We start from the raw sequence: 19,735 nt of genomic DNA on the forward strand, positions 1-19,735 counted from the left end.
GAATCATACAGCGTTAAAACCTGCTGTCAACTGCCTTTTTCACCGCTGCCGATCTGTGAGACCGAAGCCTTCCGATACTACCTGAAGCGTTCAACTCATTGAATCTCAAGGGGTTTTGCGTTTCGACTGCGTCGGAAGTGGGGCGCATTATAGGCCCCTGAAACGGCACGTCAACCGTTATTTTCAAAAAACCTCAATATCGCCGAAAAACAAAACGGGGAGGCCTACCGACCTCCCCGCTTCCATCGCTTCTCTATATAGAAGCCATCTTCACTCAGCTTTCAAGGTAATGCGCGCAAACGCCTTCTTGCCCGCCTGGCACACATGGGTAGCGCCGACCGCAAAGACAAAGCCACGATCGACTACGGCGCCATCCACCTTGACCCCGCCAGCATTGAGCAGATCGCGCGCAGCCGCCGAGTTCTTCACCAGGCCTGCCTTGTTCAGCACGGCAGCAATCGGCATATCTTCCGAAGCGACCACTTCAACCTCCGGCAGATCTTCCGGCAGCTCGCCATCCTTCATGCGGTTACCCGCAGCACGGTGGGCATTGGCCGCGGCTTCGTCGCCATGGAAGCGCGCCACGATCTCCTCAGCCAGCTTGATCTTGATATCACGCGGGTTTGCGCCCGCCTCGACATCAGCACGGAACTGGTTGATCTCGTCCATCGAACGGAAGCTCAACAGCTCGAAGTAACGCCACATCAACGTATCGGGAATGGACACCAGCTTGCTGTACATCACCCCAGGCGCTTCCTGGATACCCACGTAGTTACCCAGGGACTTGGACATTTTCTTCACACCATCGAGCCCTTCGAGCAGCGGCATGGTCACGATGTTCTGCGCTTCCTGACCATAAGCGCGCTGCAGCTCGCGCCCCATCAACAGGTTGAACTTCTGGTCGGTACCGCCCAGCTCGACATCAGCCTTGAGCGCCACCGAGTCGTAGCCCTGCACCAATGGGTACAGGAACTCATGGATCGCGATCGGCTGATTGCTGCTGTAGCGCTTGTCGAAGTCATCGCGCTCGAGCATGCGCGCCACGGTGTACTGGGAAGCCAGGCGAATGAAGTCAGCCGGGGTCAGCTTATCCATCCAGGTGGAGTTGAACGCGACCTCGGTCTTGGCTGGGTCGAGGATCTTGAACACCTGCTGCTTATAGGTCTCGGCGTTGTCCAGGACCTGCTCGCGAGTCAATGGAGGACGCGTGGCGCTCTTGCCGCTCGGGTCGCCGATCATGCCGGTGAAGTCGCCGATCAGGAAGATGACCTGATGCCCCAGGTCCTGGAACTGGCGCAGCTTGTTGATCAGCACCGTGTGCCCAAGGTGCAGGTCCGGCGCGGTCGGGTCGAAGCCCGCCTTGATACGCAGGGGCTGGCCGCGCTTGAGCTTCTCCACCAGTTCCGACTCGACCAATACCTCTTCCGCACCGCGCTTGATAAGCGCCAGCTGCTCTTCAACCGACTTCATAGACAGACCCGCAAGGCTCAGATTCAAGGGGAGCCAACCATACAAGATCGGCCGTCAAATACAAGTTTCGCAAAGGAATGTGACCCGAAAGGTGTATCGCGGCGTCTACGCGCCCTTGCGCGAAAATGGATTTGGTTATATTTTATACAGTTATTTCATCTTCATCATGTCATTCATCTTTTCCATTTCACTTTTTTCAAAGTCACCTCACCTATGACCAACGAGACGCCTAAAGCGCCCCCGCTTTATCCGAAAAGCCATTTGTTGGCCGCCAGCGGCATCGCCGCCTTGCTCAGCCTGGCTTTGCTGGTATTTCCCTCCAGCGAAGTCGAGGCCAAGAAGACCACCCTCAGCCTCGAGCTGGAGACCCCGGCAGAACAGCTGAAGGACGAGTCCAAGGCCGCCCCCCTGGTCCAAACCGAAGGCGACAAAGGCTCGCCCTTCGCCCAGATCGAGAGCACGGAGCCTGCGACCACGCAAACCGCCAAGCAAGCGCCTGCTGCCGAGGAGAAGGCGGAGGAAAGCGCCGACGCCAAGCTTCCCGGCCATCGCGAAGTCACCGTTGCCCGCGGCGATACGCTGTCCACCCTGTTTGCCAAGGTCGGGTTGCCGAGCAATGTGGTCCATGACGTCCTGGCCAGCGGCAAGCAAGCCAAGCAGTTCAGCCGGCTCAAGCATGGCCAGGTGCTGCAGTTCGAGCTCGACAAGGACGGCCAGCTGACCAGCCTGCACAGCAAGGTCAGCAACCTCGAGACCATTCGCCTGACCAAGACCGCCAAGGGCTACAGCTTCGATCGCGAAGTCAGCAAGCCAGTGGTGCGTACCGCCTATGCCCATGGCGTGATCAAGAGCTCGCTGTCGGCCTCTGCCAAGCGCGCCGGCCTGTCCCACAGCCTGACCATGGATATGGCGCGGGTGCTGGGCTACGACATCGACTTCGCCCAGGACATCCGCCCAGGCGACGAATTCGACGTGGTCTACGAGCAGAAGGTCATGGACGGCAAGGTGGTCGGCACCGGCAATATCCTTTCCGCCCGCTTCACCAACCGCGGCAAGACCTACACCGCTGTGCGCTACACCAACAAGCAGGGCAACACCAGCTACTACACCGCCGACGGCAACAGCCTGCGCAAGGCGTTCATCCGCACGCCGGTGGACTTCGCCCGCATCAGCTCGCGCTTCTCCGCCGGCCGCAAGCACCCGATCCTGAACAAAATCCGGGCCCATAAAGGCGTCGACTACGCAGCACCTCGCGGCACCCCGATCAAGGCTGCCGGCGACGGCAAGGTCTTGCTTGCAGGCCGTCGCGGCGGCTACGGCAACACCGTGATCATCGCCCACGGCAACTCCTACAAGACGCTCTACGGCCACATGCAGGGCTTCGCCAAGGGCATCAAGACCGGCAGCTCGGTCAAGCAAGGCCAGATCATCGGCTATATCGGTACCACCGGGCTGTCCACCGGGCCGCACCTGCACTATGAGTTCCAGGTCAACGGCGTGCACGTCGACCCCTTGAGCCGCAAGCTGCCCATGGCCGACCCGATCGCCCGCGCCGAGCGCCAACGCTTCCTGCAACAGAGCAAGCCCCTGATCGCCCGCATGGACCAAGAAAAGGCCACCATGCTCGCAGCCAACAAGCGCTGACCCATGGCGCTCTATCTGGGTGTTATGTCCGGAACCAGCCTCGACGGCCTGGACATCGCACTGATCGACCAAGGCGAGCAGACCCGTCTGCTCGCCACCCACTACATCCCCATGCCCGCCGACCTTCGCCGGGACCTGCTCGCCCTCTGCGCCAGCGGCCCTGACGAAATCGCCCGTGCCTGCCTCGCGGAAAACCGCTGGGCCACCCTCGCCGCAGATGGCATCGACCAACTCCTGGCAAGCCAGGGCCTGGATGCCGGTGCCATTCGCGCGATCGGCAGCCACGGCCAGACCATCCGCCACGAGCCTGCGCGCGGCTTCACCGTGCAGATCGGCAACCCGGCCCTGTTGGCAGAGCTCACCGGCGTGTGCGTGGTGGCGGACTTCCGGCGCCGCGATGTCGCAGCAGGTGGCCAGGGCGCGCCACTGGTACCCGCCTTCCACGAGGCACTGTTCGGCCACCTGGGCCAAGGGGTCGCCATCCTCAACATCGGCGGGTTCAGCAACCTCAGCCTGATCGAACAGGGCAAGCCAGTGCATGGTTTCGACTGTGGCCCGGGCAATGTACTGCTCGATGCCTGGATCGAACGCAAGCGCGGCCAGGCCTACGATGCCGACGGCAACTGGGCGGCCAGCGGCAGCGTATCCAATGACCTGCTCGCTCGCCTGCTCGCCGACCCGTTCTTCGCCGGAACCGGCCCCAAGAGCACAGGCCGCGAGGTGTTCAACCTCCCCTGGCTGGATGCTCATCTGGCGGCGCTGCCGAACTACCGGGACGAAGACATCCAGGCGACCTTGCTGGAGCTGACCGCCTGCAGCATCGTCGATTCGCTACGCAGCGCCCTGCCCCACACTGAAACCCTGCTGGTATGCGGTGGCGGCGCACGCAACGGCGCACTGATGCGGCGGTTGGCGGCCTTGCTGCCGTCTGCACGGGTCGCCAGCACCGCAGCCTACGGTGTCGATCCGGACTGGGTCGAGGCCATGGCTTTCGCCTGGTTGGCCCATTGCTGCCTCGAAGGCATTCCAACCAACCGTCCGAGCGTCACGGCTGCCAAAGGGCTGCGCGTACTCGGCGCGATCTACCCGGCTTGATGCCCATGCAGAAAGCAAAACGCCGCGCATAAGCGCGGCGTTTTCATTACAGGCCAGGCTCAGATCGAGAACGACGAGCCACAGCCGCAGGTGGTGGTGGCGTTAGGGTTCTTGATCACGAAGCGCGACCCTTCCAGGCCTTCCTGATAGTCCACCTCGGCGCCCGCCAGGTACTGGAAGCTCATCGGGTCCACGACCAGGGAAACCCCCTCGCGCTCGACCACGGTGTCGTCTTCGGCTACTTCCTCATCGAAGGTGAAGCCGTACTGGAACCCCGAGCAGCCGCCGCCGGTCACGAACACACGCAGCTTCAGGCGATCATTGCCCTCTTCGGTGACCAGGGTCTTCACCTTGTGCGCAGCACCTTGGGTGAATTCCAAAGCCGTGGGGGTGAAGGTTTCGACGCTCATGTTGACTCTCCCGGCGCAATGCCGCCATAAAACTCGATGACGCGCATTATCCGCTTCTCCGAGAAAATCGGTCAAGAATTGTGCGGCTTTGGTCGTGCCCGGCAAAAATGGGGGCGTTATGCCCCCATCCTGTGTGGCTCGGACCGTCGATCAGGGCAGCAGGCCCGCGTGCGACAGGCCCATGCGCTCGTCCAGGCCGAACAGGATGTTCAGGTTCTGCACTGCCTGGCCGGAGGCGCCCTTGACCAGGTTGTCGATCACCGACAGCACGACCACCAGGTCACCACCCTGGGGCCGGTGCACCGCAATACGGCAGACGTTGGCGCCTCTCACGCTGCGGGTCTCCGGATGGCTGCCTGCCGGCATTACATCGACGAACGGCTCATCGGCATAACGTTTCTCGAACAGCGCCTGCAAGTCGACGCTGGTATCGGCGACGGTTGCATAAAGGGTGGCATGGATCCCGCGGATCATTGGGGTCAGATGCGGTACGAAGGTCAGGCCGACATCCTTGCCTGCAGCCAGGCGCAAGCCCTGGCTGATTTCCGGCAGGTGACGGTGCCCCTTGACCGCATAGGCCTTCATGCTTTCGCCAGCCTCGCAGAACAACGAGCCCACCGCTGCGCCACGCCCTGCGCCGCTGACACCGGACTTGCAGTCGGCGATCAACCGCGATGGGTCGGCCAGACCGGCTTCCAGCAGCGGCAGGAAGCCCAGCTGGGTAGCGGTCGGGTAGCAACCCGGCACAGCGATCAGGCGCGCCTGGCGGATCTTCTCGCGGTTGACCTCGGGCAAGCCATAGACCGCGTCCTTGAGCAGCTCCGGCGCACCATGGGGCTGGCCGTACCACTTGCCCCACTCCACCGCATCCTGAAGACGAAAGTCAGCGGACAGGTCGATGACCTTGGTGCCAGCAGCCAGCAGCTCGCCCGCCAGGGCATGGGCAACACCATGGGGCGTGGCGAAGAACACCACGTCACAGGCGCCCAGGGTCTTGCTGTCCGGGACACTGAAAGCCAGCCCGTCGTAATGGCCGCGTAGGTTCGGATACATGTCGGCGACCGCCACACCCGCCTCGGAGCGCGAAGTGATGACCGCGACCTCGGCCTGTGGGTGCTGTGCCAGCAGACGCAACAGTTCGACGCCGGTGTAACCCGTGCCGCCGACGATACCGACCTTGATCATAACGCTTGCCCCTTATCAACGAGCCAACTGGAAAACGCACGATAATAGGGGGCCGGGGGCTCTGTAACAACTCTTCGGATGCCCCGCCGGGCGCTTGGCCTTTACTATCTGACGACCGTGAAACCTGAAGGAACTTCCCAATGCTCTATCTATGGATCAAGGCCCTGCACATCATCAGTGTCGTCTGCTGGTTCGCCGGGCTGTTCTACCTGCCTCGGCTGTTCGTCTACCATGCCCAGAGCCAGGACAGCATTAGCCAGGAACGCTTCGTCACCATGGAGCGCAAGCTGTACCGCGGCATCATGAACCCGGCCATGATCGCGACCTATGTCTTCGGTGGCTGGATGCTGTACCTCAACCCCGGCTGGCTGAGCCAAGGCTGGTTGCACGCCAAGCTCACCCTGGTGGCATTGCTGACCGTCTACCACCACATGTGCGGCGCCCAGCGCAAACGCTTCGCCGCGGGCAGCAATACGCGCAGCCATGTGTACTACCGCTGGTTCAACGAAGTGCCGGTACTGTTTCTGCTGGGCATCGTGATCCTGGTGGTGGTCAAGCCCTTCTGAAGCCGACCGTACCAGGCCTGGCGCCTGGCGAGCTGTGCCAGCAAAAGGCACCACCTTCCCTGGCCAAGCTGTACACTAGGCGCCCTCTTCAGCCCCCAGGAGCCTTGCATGACCCGTTACGCCATGATCACCGGAGCTTCCAGCGGCCTGGGCCTGGCCCTGGCGGAAGCACTGGCACGGCGCGGGCGCAACCTGATCCTGGTGGCTCGCCACCGCGAAACCCTGGAGCCCGTGGCCATCGAGTTGACCCAGCGCTTCGGTGTCGAAGTCCTGTTCCGCGCCTGCGACCTGAGCCAGCCCCTGCGCCTGTCGGGCTTCGTGCTCGAGCTGGAGGAAGGCGAGCGGCGCATCGACCTTCTGGTCAATTGCGCGGCCCAGCGTGCCTACGGCCCCTTCCTGGCCCATGAGTGGGCAGACGAACAGAACCTGCTCGAGGTCAATATCCTTGCCCTGAGCCGCCTGTGTCATGCCATCGGCAACCTGATGGCGGTGCAGGGTGGCGGGCAGATCCTCAACGTCGCTTCCCTGGCCAGCGCAGCGCCCGGCCCTTGGATGGCTGCCTATGCAGCCAGCAAGGCATATGTGGTGAGTTTCTCCGAGGCGCTGCGCGAAGAACTCAAGCGGACCGGGATCAAGGTATCCGTGCTGTGCCCCGGCCCGGTGCGCTCGTCGCGCCGCCACATTCCCCGCCTCGAAGGCAGCACGCGCTGCCTGAGCCCTGAAGAAGTGGCGCTCTACACCGTGCGCGCGCTGGACAAGAATCGCGCCGTGATCATGCCGGGCCGGCGCAACCGCTGGCTGGCGGCGCTGCCACGCGTGATGCCACGCTGGCTTGCGCGCAAGCTGGCCGGCCTGGTCAACCGCCGCTATTGCCCGGTCGGCTTCCAATAGCCACTGGGCGAGCGTCGTCGCGCTGGGTACACTCGGCCCGACCCTCACCATGGAGCAAGTGCTGTGGAGACTATCTTCACCAAGATCATCAACCGGGAGATCCCGGCGAAGATCATCTACGAGGACGACCAGGTTCTGGCCTTCCACGATATCGCCCCGCAGGCGCCGGTGCATTTTCTGGTCATCCCGAAAAAGCCCATCCGCACCCTCAACGACCTGACCGAAGAAGACAAAGGCCTGGCCGGCCATATCCTGTTCACCGCGCAGCGCCTGGCCAAGGAGCTCGGCTGCGAGGAAGGCTTCCGTGTGGTCATGAACTGCAACGAGCAAGGCGGCCAGACCGTCTACCACATCCACATGCACGTGCTCGGCCAGCGCCAGATGCACTGGCCGCCGGGCTGATCCAGGGCATCCCCCTGCCCATCGATTGCGGTAAACTGTCGGGCACACTCTAGCGGAGGTGCCCGATGGCTACCGAACGTCACTACTCGCCGCTCGACCGCTTGTTGCTGCAGGCCGATACCGCCATGCGCACCTTGCTGCCCTTCAGCGGCCAACCCGCCCGCCCGTCCCCGGCCATCATCCAGCCGGATGCGGAACTGGACGAAAGCCAGACCCGCCACGTCGCCGGCCTGATGCGCATCAACCATACCGGTGAAGTCTGCGCCCAGGCGCTCTATCAGGGCCAGGCCCTGACCGCCAAGCTGCCACAAGTGCGCAAGGCCATGGAGCATGCTGCCGAGGAAGAAGTCGACCACCTGGCCTGGTGCGAACAGCGCATCCGTCAGCTGGGCAGCCACCCCAGCGTGCTCAACCCGCTGTTCTATGGCATGTCGTTTGGTATCGGCGCCCTCGCCGGCTTGGTCAGCGACAAGGTCAGCCTGGGCTTCGTGGCTGCCACCGAACACCAGGTGTGCAAGCACCTGGATGAGCACCTGGAGCAGATTCCCCAGGAAGACGAAAAGTCCCGTGCCATTCTCGAACAGATGCGTGTCGACGAAGAACAGCACGCCGAGTCGGCCCTCGAGGCCGGCGGTTATCGCTTCCCGGCTCCGATCCGCCTGGGCATGAGCCTGATGGCCAAGGTGATGACCAAGAGCACCTATCGTATCTAGGACGCCATCGATGACGGAACGATTCGACGCCAGGGACCTGGCACGCGCCGTGGAAGCGGGCATCCTCCAGCCGGGCCAGGATCAGGCCCTGCTGGGCTTCCTGCGCAAGCAACCGCAAAGCCGCGGCTCCTTCCAACTGGCCCACGTGGCATTCTATTTCGGCGCCTTGCTGATCATGGCCGCCATGGGCTGGCTGCTCACCGAAGCCTGGATGCGCGTCGGCGATGTGGCCCTGCTGGCCGTCGCCACTTCGTATATCGCGCTGCTGACCGCGTTCGCGCTGGCCCTGCAGCGCCGTGGGCAGCCCATCGCCGGCGGTGTGTTGGCGGCGGTCGCGGTGAGCATCGTGCCACTGGCCGTGTTCGCCATCGAACGCCTGGCAGGCTGGTGGCCGCTTGACGACAACCTGACGGACTATCACCAGTACTACACCTATGTGCAGGGTGGCTGGGTGCTGATGGAAGCCGCCACGGTGGTCGCCGGCCTGGTGATGCTGCGCCTGGTGCCCTTCCCCTTCATCGTCATGCCCATCGCCGTGGCCTTGTGGTTCATGTCGATGGACCTGAGCGAATGGTTCTATGGCTCGCCGTTCAGTTGGGAGCAGCGGCGTACCGTCTCGCTGTGGTTCGGCCTGGTGTTGCTGCTGGTCTTCATCGTGGTGGATGGCCGTACGCGGCGAGACTATGCCGGCTGGGGCTACCTGGCCGGGTTGGCCGCATTCTGGGGCGGGCTGACACTGCTGGACAGCGGCAGCGAGCTGGGCAAGGCGCTCTACTGCCTGATCAACCTTGGCCTGATGGGCCTGGCGGTGCTGCTGCGTCGGGCTGTGTTCATGGTCTTTGGTACCATGGGCGTAGCGGCCTACCTGGGCTACCTCTCCTATGAGGTCTTCGCCGATTCGCTGCTGTTCCCGGTGCTGCTGACGCTGATCGGCCTGGCCATGATCGGCCTGGGGCTGGCTTACCAGAAGCGTCGGGAGCAGCTGAGCCAGGCGCTGCGCGCGTGGCTGCCCGGGTGGTTGCGCCAGGCACTGCCGGCGCTGCGTGACTGAACCCCTGGCCTGCCAAGGTTTGCGCCGCACCTGTAGGTGCGGCGCTAGCAGGGCGACTCAACCCAGCTCGATGATTTCATAGCCATGGGTGATTTCCACCCCGGCCCGATCGAGCATGATCGACGCCGAGCAGTACTTCTCCGCCGACAGTTCCACCGCACGCTTGACCTGGGCTTCCTTGAGCCCACGCCCCTTGACCACGAAGTTCAGGTGGATCTTGGTGAACACCTTGGGGTCTTCGCTTGCGCGCTCGGCTTCCAGGAAGGCTTCACAGCTTTCAACGGCCTGGCGGGACTTCTTCAGGATGCTGACCACGTCGAAGCTGCTGCAGCCACCCAGGCCGAGCAGCAGCATTTCCATCGGGCGTACGCCCAGGTTGCGCCCGCCCGCCTCGGGAGGCCCGTCCATGACCACGACATGGCCGCTCCCCGACTCGCCGAGGAACATCGCTTCACCGGCCCACTGGATGCGTGCCTTCATGTATCTGGACTCCCTAAATTTCAGAAAAGGCCGTCAGCTTAGTCCTTGTGACGCTGTCGGAAAAGCTCAAGACGCGTCGCTTTCATGCCGATACAAACGGCAACGTCTGATAAGCTGACGCCAAATGACTGGCGCGTGAGGCCAGCATCCTATAAAAAGCCCATGCGTCGCATCGAACAGGATTTCGTGATGGTTGCTCCAGCCCTGCCCGCCAAGATCAAGAACATCGACAAACTGCTGGCTCACTGCCAGCGACGCCGCTACAACGCCAAGAGCAACATCATCTGCGCAGGCGACCGGGCAGAGACACTGTCATTCATCATCAAGGGCTCGGTGACCATCCTGATCGAAGATGACGATGGCCATGAAATGATCATCGCCTACCTCAACAGTGGCGACTTCTTCGGCGAGCTGGGCCTGTTCGAGTCTACAGGCCAGGCGCAACAACGCAGCGCCTGGGTTCGCGCCAAGACCGAATGTGAAGTGGCCGAGATCAGCTACGATAAGTTCCGCGAACTGGCCCGCCACGACCCGGACATCCTCTACGCCCTCGGCAGCCAGATGGCCCAGCGCCTGCGCAACACCACACGCAAGGTCGGCGACCTGGCCTTTTTCGATGTCACCGGGCGTGTCGCCCGTTGCCTGCTGGACCTGTGCAAGCAACCCGACGCCATGACCCACCCGGACGGCATGCAGATCAAGATCACCCGTCAGGAGATCGGACGTATCGTCGGTTGCTCACGGGAGATGGTCGGCCGCGTCCTCAAGGACCTCGAAGAACGCAGCCTGGTACAGGTCAAGGGCAAGACCATGGTGGTTCACGGCACCCGCTAGTCGCGCGGGATCGACGCGATCACCTCGGCATAGGCCTGGCTGAGGCGCTCGAACCAGGGCGCCTGCGGCACCACCTCGTGCAAGGCGATATGGCTGTCGGCGCGGCAGCGTTGCTCCAGCCCGCAACATTCATTGAAGCGATTGACCGCCGCGACCATCGACTCACGTTCGTTGTCCAGCAACAGCGCACCGTGCACCAACACCACTGCCCGCTTGCCGCCCAGGCCCTGGCGCCAGCGCTGGGCAGTGCCAACCAGCTTGCGGCCATTGAGGTTGACGTTGTACCGCCCATCACAGAACGCACCATCGATCTCCCCGACCGACGCCACGCCGCCCCACTCGCGCAGCACGTCGCACAATGGCAGGCACAAACGCTCATAGGCGTTTTCGATGCGACCATGATCGCCCTCGCTGCGCGGCGCCACATAGACCAGCGCCACATTCACCGTGGTGTGGGACTGCGGCACCGGCTCACCGCCGGTTTCACGCAGCAGCACCGGCCACCCTGCAATCGCCAGCTCTGCACAGGCGGCTTCGAAGTTGTCCAGGCGGCTCATGCGTCGTGGCATCACCAGAGCACGGTCGGTGGGGCGCCAGAACAATACGCCGGAATCGCGTTCGCCGCGGCAGACGGCGGCCAGCAGGTCCTGCTCGGCGTGCAGGCCCTGTTCAACGGTGAGGGCCAGGGGTTGGTCGCTCATTGATCCACCTACTGTTGTTGTCACTGAGCCTTTCGCGGGTAAACCCGCTTCAAAAAAGCCGGCATTACGCTAACGCCAGTCAGTTAAGCCTTATCGGCTGCATTTGGGTCTGCTTCGCAGCCCATCGCCGGCAAGCCGGCTCCCACAGGTTCCGCGGTGTCTACAACAGCAGCGCAGGACAGGTGGGAGCCGGCTTGCCGGCGATGGGGCCTTAACTGACAGGCATTCGGCATTACGCCGGCTTTCGATTCGATCAGTCCAATGCCTGACCTACGGTCTTCACCGCCCGTTCGGGGAAAAACAAACGCTGCAACTCCAGCCCCGGCTGCTCGGCGCGCATGAACGCCTCACCCACCAGGAACGAGTACACCTCGTTGATCTCCATCAGCTCTACGTCGGCACGATTGAGGATGCCGCTCTCGGTGATGGCCAGCCGGTCACGCGGGATACGGGGCAACAGGTCGAGGGTGGTTTCCAGGCTGACCTCGAAGGTATGCAGGTTGCGGTTGTTCACCCCCACCAGCGGTGTATCGAGGGTGTTCAGGGCGCGCTCCAGCTCGTCACCGTCATGCACTTCCACCAGCACGTCGAGGCCGACGTCCTTGGCGGTGGCCGCAAGCTCAGCCATGCGCACGTCATCCAGCGCGGCGACGATGAGCAACACACAGTCGGCCCCCAGGGCGCGGGCTTCCACGACTTGGTATGGGTCGATCAGGAAATCCTTGCGAATCACCGGTAGCGCGCAGGCGGCGCGGGCCTGTTGCAGGTAGGCATCGCCACCCTGGAAGTAGTCCACATCGGTCAGCACCGACAGGCAGGTCGCCCCACCTTTCTCGTAGCTGACCGCGATGTCGGCAGGCACGAAATGCTCGCGGATCACCCCCTTGCTGGGCGAAGCCTTCTTGATCTCGGCGATCACCGCCGGCTGCTTGCGCTTGGCCTGTTCGATCAACGCCTGGGCAAAGCCACGCGGCGCATCGGCTGCCTTGGCCAGGCGCTCGACCTCGGCCAGGCTGACCCGGGCACTGCGCTCGGCCACTTCCTCGACCTTGCGGGCAAGGATCTTCTCCAGCACCGTCGGCACGCTCATGCTTCGTTCTCCTGCTTGAATACGGCGGTAAAGGCACCCAGCTCCTGCAGCTTCTCCCAGGCAAGGCCAGTGTGCAGCACGTCATGGGCCAGCTCGACGCCCCCCTTGAGGGTCATCGCATGATCGGCGGCATACAGGGCCGCACCGGCATTGAGCACGATCATTTCGGCAGCCTTCTGGCCGTTCTCGGTCTTGCGCCGGCCAAGCGCATCGCGGATCAACTCCAGCGAAGCCTGCGGCCCCTCGACCGCCAGGCCATGCAGGCTCTGGCTCTTCATGCCAAGGTCTTCGGGCTCGACCCAGTATTCGGTGATCTGGTCATTCTTCAGTTCGGCCACGAAGGTCGGCGCGGCGAGGCTGAACTCGTCCAGGCCGTCCTTGGAATGCACCACCAGCACATGCTTGCTGCCCAGGCGCTGCAACACTTCGGCCAAGGGACGGCACAAGGCTTGGGTGAACACCCCGACCACCTGGTGCTTCACACCGGCCGGATTCGTAAGCGGGCCAAGCATGTTGAACAGGGTGCGCAACCCCAGGTCACGGCGTGGGCCAGCAGCGTGCTTCATGGCGCTGTGGTGGGTCTGGGCGAACATGAAGCCGATCCCCAGGCTGTCGATGCAGCGGGCGACCTGGACCGGAGTCAGGTTCAGGTAGATACCGGCAGCCTCCAGCAGATCGGCACTGCCGCTCTTGCCGGATACCGCGCGATTGCCGTGCTTGGCCACGGTGCAACCCGCTGCCGCCAGGACGAAGGACGACGCGGTGGAAACGTTGAAGATATTGGCACCGTCGCCGCCGGTACCGACGATGTCGACGACACCGTCCAGGGTCTTGAGCTCGACCTTGTCGGCCAGCTCACGCATCACCGACACAGCGCCGACGATCTCGTCGATGCTCTCGCTCTTCATGCGCATGCCCATCAGGAAGGCACCGATCTGTGCCTCGCTGCACTGGCCGGTCATGATCTGGCGCATGACGTCGCGCATTTCCTCGGTGGTGAGGTCCAGGTGGCCGACGATACGGCCCAGCGCGCTCTTGATATCCATGTTCGATCCTTAGCGGCGGCCGCCGGTCTGCTTGAGGAAGTTGGCGAACAGTTCGTGCCCCTGCTCGGTGAGGATCGACTCGGGGTGGAACTGCACCCCCTCGATGTTCAGCGTCTTGTGGCGCAAGCCCATGATCTCGTCGACCGAGCCGTCGTCATGGGCGGTCCAGGCCGTGACTTCCAGGCAGTCGGGCAGGGTGTCGCGCTTGACCACCAGGGAATGGTAGCGGGTCACGGTGAGTGGGTTGTTGAGCCCGGCGAACACACCCAGGTCGCGATGGTGGACCGGGCTGGTCTTGCCGTGCATCACCTGGCGGGCACGTACCACGTCACCGCCAAAAGCCTGGCCGATGGACTGGTGCCCAAGGCACACGCCGAGGATCGGCAGCTTGCCGGCAAAATGCAGGATGGCCTCGATGGAGACGCCCGCCTCGCTCGGTGTGCAAGGCCCAGGAGAAACCACGATGCGCTCGGGGTTGAGGGCTTCGATCTGGGCGATGGTCATTTCATCGTTGCGAATGACCTTGACCTCGGCACCCAGCTCGCCCAGGTATTGAACGACGTTGTAGGTGAAGGAGTCGTAATTGTCGATCATCAGTAACATCGGGTTGAACCTCTTGAATCTACTGACTTTGAATTCGAACCTTCCAGCGCCGGACGCAAAGACGGGCTATCGCGCGGGGTGCGCTCGGTGAAACAGCTGGGAGGCAAACGGGGACGGGCCGGGCTGGCCGGCAGGAGATAAAGTCAGGCGCGCCAACGCCAACGGGCGTGGGCCTTGATAACGCGCATCAAGAGTTTGCTGACGATCAACACAGGATTAGGTCTCGCTCATACGTCACGGCACAGTAGCCTACCGGGACGGCGGGTGCAATATGCCCGTAAACACGGCGAAACGAATCCACTCGGGAAGAATGACCACAGGTTTGCTAAGGTCAATCGGTTTGTCCTGATAAAAACAATGAAAAGGATCTTCCTCCATGCAAAAACCACCCTTTCTTCGCTCCTTGCTGGGCTTGCTGGCCCTTTCCTGCAGCCACGCCATGGCGGCACCTTCGCCCTACTCCTCGATGATCGTGTTCGGCGATAGCCTCAGCGATGCCGGGCAGTTCGGCCTGCGCTTCACCAACCGCAACGCCGATGGCAGCTATGCGCCGGTCACGCCGATGATCCTCGGCAGCCGCCTGGGAGTCGCGCCCGAGGAGCTGAACCCCTCCACGTCCATCGGTACCCGGCCCGACGGCAACAACTGGGCCGTCGGCGGCTACACCACGCAGCAGATACTCGACTCGATCACCGACACCTCACGCACCGTCATCCCACCAGGCCGCCCGGGGGCGGGCCTGGTATTGCGCGAACGCGACGGCTACCTGGCCAATGGCAAGTTCGCCGACCCCAACGCCTTGTACTACCTGACCGGCGGCGGCAACGATTTCCTCCAGGGCCTGGTCAACACGCCGGCTGACGCTGCAGCCGCAGGTGGGCGCCTGGCGGCAAGCGCCCAGGCACTGCAACAGGGTGGAGCACGCTACATCATGGTCTGGCTGTTGCCGGACCTGGGCCAGACACCCAACTACAGCGGCACGCCACTGGAGGGCCCGCTGTCGCAATTGTCCGGTGTATTCAACCAGTCGTTGTTGAGCCAACTCGGACAGATCGACGCCCAGATCATCCCGCTGAACATCCCGATGCTGCTCCGGGAAGCTCTGGCGAGCCCCGCCGAGTTCGGCCTGGCGACCGACCAGAACCTGGTCGGCACCTGCTACAGCGGCGAAGGCTGCGTGGGCAACCCGGTGTATGGCGCCAACGGCACCGCGCCGGACCCGACCAAGCTGCTGTTCAACGACTCGGTCCACCCAACCATCGCCGGCCAGCAACTGATCGCCGACTATGGCTACTCGATCCTGGCCGCACCCTGGGAACTGACGCTGCTGCCGGAAATGGCCCACGGCAACCTGCGCGCCCACCAGGACGAACTGCGCAACCAATGGCAGGCCCCTTGGCAGGCGGTTGGCCAATGGCAACCGTTCGTCGCCACGGGAGCCCAGGATTTGGACTTCGACGGCCAGCGCAGCGGCGCCAGCGGTGATGGCCGTGGCTACAACCTGACCCTGGGCGGCAGCTACCGGTTCGACGACGCCTGGCGCATCGGCCTGGCCGCAGGCGTGAACCGGCAAAAACTCGAAGCCGGCGCGCACGACTCGGACTACAAGCTCGACAGCTACCTCGCCACGGTATTCGCCCAGTATCGCCAGGGCCGCTGGTGGGGAGATGCGGCCTTGACCGCCGGGCACCTGGACTATCACGACCTCAAGCGCACCTTCGCGCTCGGCGCCGGCGAGCGCAGCGAGAAAGGCGACACCGATGGCGAAGCCTGGGCGCTCACCGGCCGGCTGGGCTACAACCTGGCGACCGAGCACAGCGCCTGGCAGCTGTCACCTTTCGTCAGCGCCGATTATGCACGGGTCAAGGTCGATGGTTACGAAGAGAAAAGCGGGCGCTCCACGGCCCTGGCCTTCGATGACCAGGAACGGACTTCGCGGCGCCTGGGGCTTGGCTTGCAAGGCGGGTATCAGTTCACGGTCGGCACCCGGCTGTTCGCCGAAGTCGCTCGCGAGCACGAGTTCGAAGATGATCGCCAGGACCTGACCATGCACTTGACCAGCCTGCCGGCCCACGACTTCACGCTCACAGGCTATACGCCAGACAGCAACCTGACGCGGGCCAGCCTGGGGCTGACCCATGAGCTGGTGGCAGGGGTGCATGTGCGTGGGAACTACAACTGGCGCAAGAGTGATGACGTGACCCAGCAAGGCGTGAGCCTGGCGTTGAGCCTGGATTTCTAGGCCAACCCGGGCCGGCCCAATCGCTGGCAAGCCAGCTCACACAGGTTTTCGCAGTTCTCGAACCTGTGGGAGCCGGCTTGCCGGCGATGGGCTGCTCGGCAGTCGTGGATCAAAGGCTTATTTGGCCGGTGTCTGCTCCGCCAGAGCCACCGCGCGGAACATTGCCCGACGCTTGTTGATGGTTTCTTCCCATTCCAACGCCGGCACCGAATCGGCCACGATACCGCCACCGGCCTGCACATGCAGCTCGCCGTCCTTGATCACCGCAGTACGGATGGCGATGGCGGTATCCATGTTGCCGTTCCAGGCAAAGTAGCCCACCGCTCCCCCGTAGACGCCACGCTTGACCGGCTCCAGCTCGTCGATGATCTCCATGGCACGGATCTTCGGCGCTCCCGACAGGGTGCCAGCTGGCAGGATCGCGCGCAGCGCGTCCATCGCGGTCAGCCCTTCGCGCAGTTGGCCGGTGACGTTGGAGACGATGTGCATGACGTTGGAGTAGCGCTCGATGACCATCTTCTCGGTCAAGCGCACGCTGCCGGTGGACGACACCCGGCCCACATCGTTGCGCCCCAGGTCGATGAGCATCAGGTGCTCGGCGATTTCCTTGTCGTCCGACAGCAGGTCGTCTTCCAGCGCCCGGTCGGCTTCCTCGGTCGCGCCACGCGGGCGGGTACCGGCGATCGGCCGCACGGTGACCAGGTTGTCCTCGACCCGCACCAGCACCTCTGGGGAGCTGCCGACCACATGGAAATCGCCGAAGTTGAAGAAGTACATGTACGGCGTCGGGTTGAAGCAACGCAAGGCACGGTACAGGTCGATCGGCGCGGCCTTGAAGTCGATGGACATACGCTGGGACGGCACCACCTGCATGCAGTCGCCGGCCAGGATGTATTCCTTGATGCGCCCCACCGCGTTCTCATAGTCCTCGCGGGTATAGCTGGAGCGAAATGCCGGCTCCGCGGCGAGCGGGCCGCTCAGGTCCAGGCCACGGCGCGGAGTGATCGGCTCGCGCAGCTTGGCCAGCAGGCCCTGCAAGCGGGCCTGGCCCTGTTCGTAGGCCTGCTCCTGGGCCGGGTCGACCAGCACGATGGCGTGCATCTTGCCGGCCAGGTTGTCGAACACCACCACGGCGTCGGAGACCATCAGCAGGATATCCGGCACACCCAGCGGGTCCGGGTTCGGGCACGCCCCCAGGCGCTTTTCCACATAGCGCACACAGTCATAGCCGAAGTAACCGACCAGGCCGCCGTTGAAACGCGGCAGGCCTGGAATGTCGGCTACCTTGTAGCGGTCCTTGAAGGCTTCGACGAAGGCCAGGGGGTCTTCCACCTCGTGGTTTTCCACCTGCTCGCCATCCTGCAGGATGCTCGCCTGGTAGCCATGCACCCGCAGCACGGTGCGCGACGGCAGGCCGATCATCGAATAACGGCCCCACTTCTCGCCGCCCTGCACAGACTCGAGCAGGTAGGAATTGGGCTGGTCGGCCAGCTTCAGGTAGATCGACAGCGGTGTATCGAAGTCGGCCAGGGTTTCACAGGCCAGGGGAATGCGGTTATAGCCGGCAGCGGCCAGGCGCAGGAATTCTTCGCGGGTCATGAGTAGCCTCGTGGCAAGCAGCAATAGGGTCGGGCAAGCGGACGGGCCGGCAGGCGCCGGCGGGCAGGAGTCAGGCGCGCCAGCGCCAACGGGCCAGGGCCTTGATGACTTTCATCCAGAATTTGCCGGTAACCGCCACGGTGGACTCTCTGTCTTGTGAGGCCTGAAGGTCCGCCAACGTTATCCCAGTGGCCGGGAGTAAGCAACCTGGCAACAGGGCGCGCAGGTCGTCGATGACCAGGCTGGGCGATTCTTCATGGATCGGACGCCCATGGTTGTAGCCGTAGGTCAGCCCCACGCACTTGACCCCGGCCGCCTTGGCCGCCAGTACATCGCTGCGCGAGTCCCCCACGAACAGCGACTGCTCGGGGCGCACGCCGGCCATCTTCATGACGAACAGCAGCGCAGCCGGGTCGGGCTTTTTCTGTGGCAGGGTGTCGCCGCCGATGATCCAGCGGAAATAGCGGCCGATCTTCATCTGGTCCAGCAACGGACCGACGAAGCGCTCGGGCTTGTTGGTGATCAGCGCCATTTCCACACCCTGCTTGCGCAACCAGCGCAAGGTATCGCGCACCCCAGGGTAGACCACCGTCAGGTCGTGGCTTTCGCCATAGGCTTCCATGAACAGCGCCAGGCCCTGTTCGGCCAGCTCGTCGTCGACCGCATCGTGGTCCAGCCCACCGGCCAGGGCACGCCGGACCAGGACCTGGGCACCGTTGCCGACCCAGTGGCGCACGGCCTCCAGGCCCGCGGGCGGGCGCCCCAACTGGAGCAGCATACGATCCACGGCAGCAGCCAAGTCAGGGACCGAATCGATCAGGGTGCCATCCAGATCGAACATCACCAGCCTGGGCAGCGCTCCCGGGAACAGCTGCTCGAAGCCGCTCATGGGCGAGCCTGGGCCAGCTCGGCGCGCATCTTGGCGATGACTTCCTGGTAGTCCGGCGCATTGAAGATCGCCGAACCGGCCACGAAGGTATCGGCACCGGCGGCAGCGATCTCACGAATGTTGTTGACGTTGACGCCGCCATCGATCTCCAGGCGGATATCGCGGCCGCTGGCGTCGATCAAGGCACGGGCTTCGCGCAGCTTGTCGAGGGTGCCGGGGATGAACTTCTGCCCGCCGAACCCTGGGTTGACGCTCATCAGCAGGACCATGTCGACCTTGTCCATCACGTATTTAAGCGCATCCAGGCTGGTAGCCGGGTTGAACACCAGGCCGGCCTTGCAGCCACCGTCGCGGATCAGTTGCAAGGAGCGGTCGATGTGCTGGGAGGCTTCCGGGTGGAAGGTGATGTAGGTGGCGCCAGCCTCGATGAAGTCACCGATGATGCGATCGACCGGGCTGACCATCAGGTGCACGTCGATCGGTGCGGTCACGCCGTACTTGCGCAGGGCGCTGCAGACCATCGGGCCGATGGTCAGGTTGGGTACGTAGTGGTTGTCCATCACATCGAAGTGGACGATGTCGGCCCCGGCGGCCAGTACCTTGTCGACGTCCTCGCCCAGGCGGGCGAAATCGGCGGAGAGGATGGAGGGAGCAATAGCGTAGGGCTGCATGGCGCACCTGTTGGCAGAAATCACGGTGGCGCGCATTGTAACTCAGGGAGGCGGATGAGGGCTGATTGGTATCAATTCGATCGCTCGCCAGCACCGAACCTGTAGGAGCGGGCTTGTCCCGCGATTGCGATGTTGGCTTCACTGCCGCAATCG

At 63.5% G+C, this 19,735-nt stretch carries 20 protein-coding genes; 9 read left to right on the top strand and 11 right to left on the bottom strand.

The features are described 5' to 3' along the window. Positions 1-270 precede the first annotated feature (270 nt). The gene (gene tyrS / locus ACNFCI_RS18690; RefSeq protein ID WP_084856124.1) at positions 271-1,470 is read right to left on the bottom strand and encodes a tyrosine--tRNA ligase; all 1,200 of its coding nucleotides are present in this window, start codon (positions 1,468-1,470) and stop codon (positions 271-273) included. A gap of 213 nt (positions 1,471-1,683) precedes the next feature. Here tyrS and ACNFCI_RS18695 point away from each other — a divergent pair, with 213 nt between their 5' ends. Then, positions 1,684-3,114: a peptidoglycan DD-metalloendopeptidase family protein gene (locus ACNFCI_RS18695; protein ID WP_368830265.1), complete on the top strand. Its 1,431-nt coding sequence runs from the start codon at positions 1,684-1,686 to the stop codon at positions 3,112-3,114. A gap of 3 nt (positions 3,115-3,117) precedes the next feature. Continuing rightward, positions 3,118-4,209 carry an anhydro-N-acetylmuramic acid kinase gene (locus ACNFCI_RS18700; protein WP_368830266.1) on the top strand — a complete coding sequence of 364 codons (1,092 nt, stop codon included), beginning with the start codon at positions 3,118-3,120 and terminating at the stop codon, positions 4,207-4,209. Between the two features lie 59 nt (positions 4,210-4,268). Here ACNFCI_RS18700 and erpA read toward each other — a convergent pair whose 3' ends face one another. Then, on the bottom strand, positions 4,269-4,619 hold the full coding sequence (gene erpA, locus ACNFCI_RS18705) for an iron-sulfur cluster insertion protein ErpA (RefSeq protein WP_084856129.1): 351 nt from the start codon (positions 4,617-4,619) through the stop codon (positions 4,269-4,271). A gap of 150 nt (positions 4,620-4,769) precedes the next feature. Continuing rightward, positions 4,770-5,804, bottom strand: a complete 1,035-nt coding sequence (argC, locus tag ACNFCI_RS18710; RefSeq protein ID WP_368830267.1) for an N-acetyl-gamma-glutamyl-phosphate reductase — start codon at positions 5,802-5,804, stop codon at positions 4,770-4,772. 140 nt (positions 5,805-5,944) lie between these two features. Here argC and hemJ point away from each other — a divergent pair, with 140 nt between their 5' ends. The 5 genes from hemJ to ACNFCI_RS18735 all read left to right on the top strand — a co-directional run bounded on the left by hemJ (position 5,945) and on the right by ACNFCI_RS18735 (position 9,427). Next, entirely contained in the window at positions 5,945-6,370 is a 426-nt protein-coding gene (gene hemJ, locus ACNFCI_RS18715; protein WP_084856133.1) for a protoporphyrinogen oxidase HemJ, read from the top strand. Positions 6,371-6,478: 108 nt separating this feature from the next. Continuing rightward, positions 6,479-7,261 (top strand): SDR family NAD(P)-dependent oxidoreductase, encoded by a 783-nt coding sequence (locus tag ACNFCI_RS18720; protein WP_368830268.1) that lies wholly within the window; start codon positions 6,479-6,481, stop codon positions 7,259-7,261. A 63-nt stretch (positions 7,262-7,324) separates the two neighbouring features. Further along, complete coding sequence (locus ACNFCI_RS18725) at positions 7,325-7,663, top strand: histidine triad nucleotide-binding protein (protein ID WP_084856137.1); 339 nt, start codon at positions 7,325-7,327, stop codon at positions 7,661-7,663. Positions 7,664-7,728: 65 nt separating this feature from the next. Next, positions 7,729-8,376: a 2-polyprenyl-3-methyl-6-methoxy-1,4-benzoquinone monooxygenase gene (gene coq7 / locus ACNFCI_RS18730; RefSeq protein ID WP_084856139.1), complete on the top strand. Its 648-nt coding sequence runs from the start codon at positions 7,729-7,731 to the stop codon at positions 8,374-8,376. 10 nt (positions 8,377-8,386) lie between these two features. Continuing rightward, positions 8,387-9,427, top strand: a complete 1,041-nt coding sequence (locus ACNFCI_RS18735; protein ID WP_368830269.1) for a DUF2157 domain-containing protein — start codon at positions 8,387-8,389, stop codon at positions 9,425-9,427. Between the two features lie 57 nt (positions 9,428-9,484). On the opposite strand, the gene ACNFCI_RS18740 is transcribed toward ACNFCI_RS18735, so the two are convergent. Then, positions 9,485-9,907 (bottom strand): OsmC family protein, encoded by a 423-nt coding sequence (locus ACNFCI_RS18740; protein WP_368830270.1) that lies wholly within the window; start codon positions 9,905-9,907, stop codon positions 9,485-9,487. Positions 9,908-10,096: 189 nt separating this feature from the next. On the opposite strand from ACNFCI_RS18740, the gene crp reads away from it, so the two are divergent. Beyond that, complete coding sequence (gene crp, locus ACNFCI_RS18745) at positions 10,097-10,741, top strand: cAMP-activated global transcriptional regulator CRP (RefSeq protein ID WP_084856611.1); 645 nt, start codon at positions 10,097-10,099, stop codon at positions 10,739-10,741. Here crp and ACNFCI_RS18750 read toward each other — a convergent pair. The 4 genes from ACNFCI_RS18750 to ACNFCI_RS18765 all read right to left on the bottom strand — a co-directional run bounded on the left by ACNFCI_RS18750 (position 10,738) and on the right by ACNFCI_RS18765 (position 14,181). Further along, positions 10,738-11,442, bottom strand: coding sequence for a lipoate--protein ligase family protein (locus ACNFCI_RS18750; protein WP_084856143.1), 705 nt, complete (start codon positions 11,440-11,442; stop codon positions 10,738-10,740). The two genes, crp and ACNFCI_RS18750, sit on opposite strands and share 4 nt — an antisense overlap. A gap of 253 nt (positions 11,443-11,695) precedes the next feature. After that, a complete protein-coding gene (trpC, locus tag ACNFCI_RS18755; protein WP_084856144.1) occupies positions 11,696-12,532 on the bottom strand; it encodes an indole-3-glycerol phosphate synthase TrpC in 837 nt (278 codons plus the stop codon). Beyond that, entirely contained in the window at positions 12,529-13,578 is a 1,050-nt protein-coding gene (gene trpD / locus ACNFCI_RS18760) for an anthranilate phosphoribosyltransferase (RefSeq protein WP_084856145.1), read from the bottom strand. The genes trpC and trpD overlap by 4 nt, the downstream gene beginning before the upstream one ends. Before the next feature lie 9 nt (positions 13,579-13,587). After that, the gene (locus ACNFCI_RS18765) at positions 13,588-14,181 is read right to left on the bottom strand and encodes an aminodeoxychorismate/anthranilate synthase component II (protein ID WP_084856147.1); all 594 of its coding nucleotides are present in this window, start codon (positions 14,179-14,181) and stop codon (positions 13,588-13,590) included. A 376-nt stretch (positions 14,182-14,557) separates the two neighbouring features. On the opposite strand from ACNFCI_RS18765, the gene estP reads away from it, so the two are divergent. After that, complete coding sequence (estP, locus tag ACNFCI_RS18770) at positions 14,558-16,423, top strand: esterase EstP (RefSeq protein WP_368830271.1); 1,866 nt, start codon at positions 14,558-14,560, stop codon at positions 16,421-16,423. A 117-nt stretch (positions 16,424-16,540) separates the two neighbouring features. On the opposite strand, the gene trpE is transcribed toward estP, so the two are convergent. The 3 genes from trpE to rpe form a co-directional block, all read right to left on the bottom strand. Beyond that, positions 16,541-18,022, bottom strand: coding sequence for an anthranilate synthase component I (trpE, locus tag ACNFCI_RS18775; RefSeq protein ID WP_084856150.1), 1,482 nt, complete (start codon positions 18,020-18,022; stop codon positions 16,541-16,543). Positions 18,023-18,092: 70 nt separating this feature from the next. After that, the gene (locus ACNFCI_RS18780; RefSeq protein WP_084856153.1) at positions 18,093-18,911 is read right to left on the bottom strand and encodes a phosphoglycolate phosphatase; all 819 of its coding nucleotides are present in this window, start codon (positions 18,909-18,911) and stop codon (positions 18,093-18,095) included. Next, positions 18,908-19,582 carry a ribulose-phosphate 3-epimerase gene (rpe, locus tag ACNFCI_RS18785; protein ID WP_133327269.1) on the bottom strand — a complete coding sequence of 225 codons (675 nt, stop codon included), beginning with the start codon at positions 19,580-19,582 and terminating at the stop codon, positions 18,908-18,910. The genes ACNFCI_RS18780 and rpe overlap by 4 nt, the downstream gene beginning before the upstream one ends. Between the last annotated feature and the right edge of the window lie 153 nt (positions 19,583-19,735).

Source organism: Pseudomonas sp. NY15356 (assembly GCF_048068175.1).
GTDB classification, from domain to species: Bacteria; Pseudomonadota; Gammaproteobacteria; order Pseudomonadales; family Pseudomonadaceae; genus Aquipseudomonas; species Aquipseudomonas putida_K.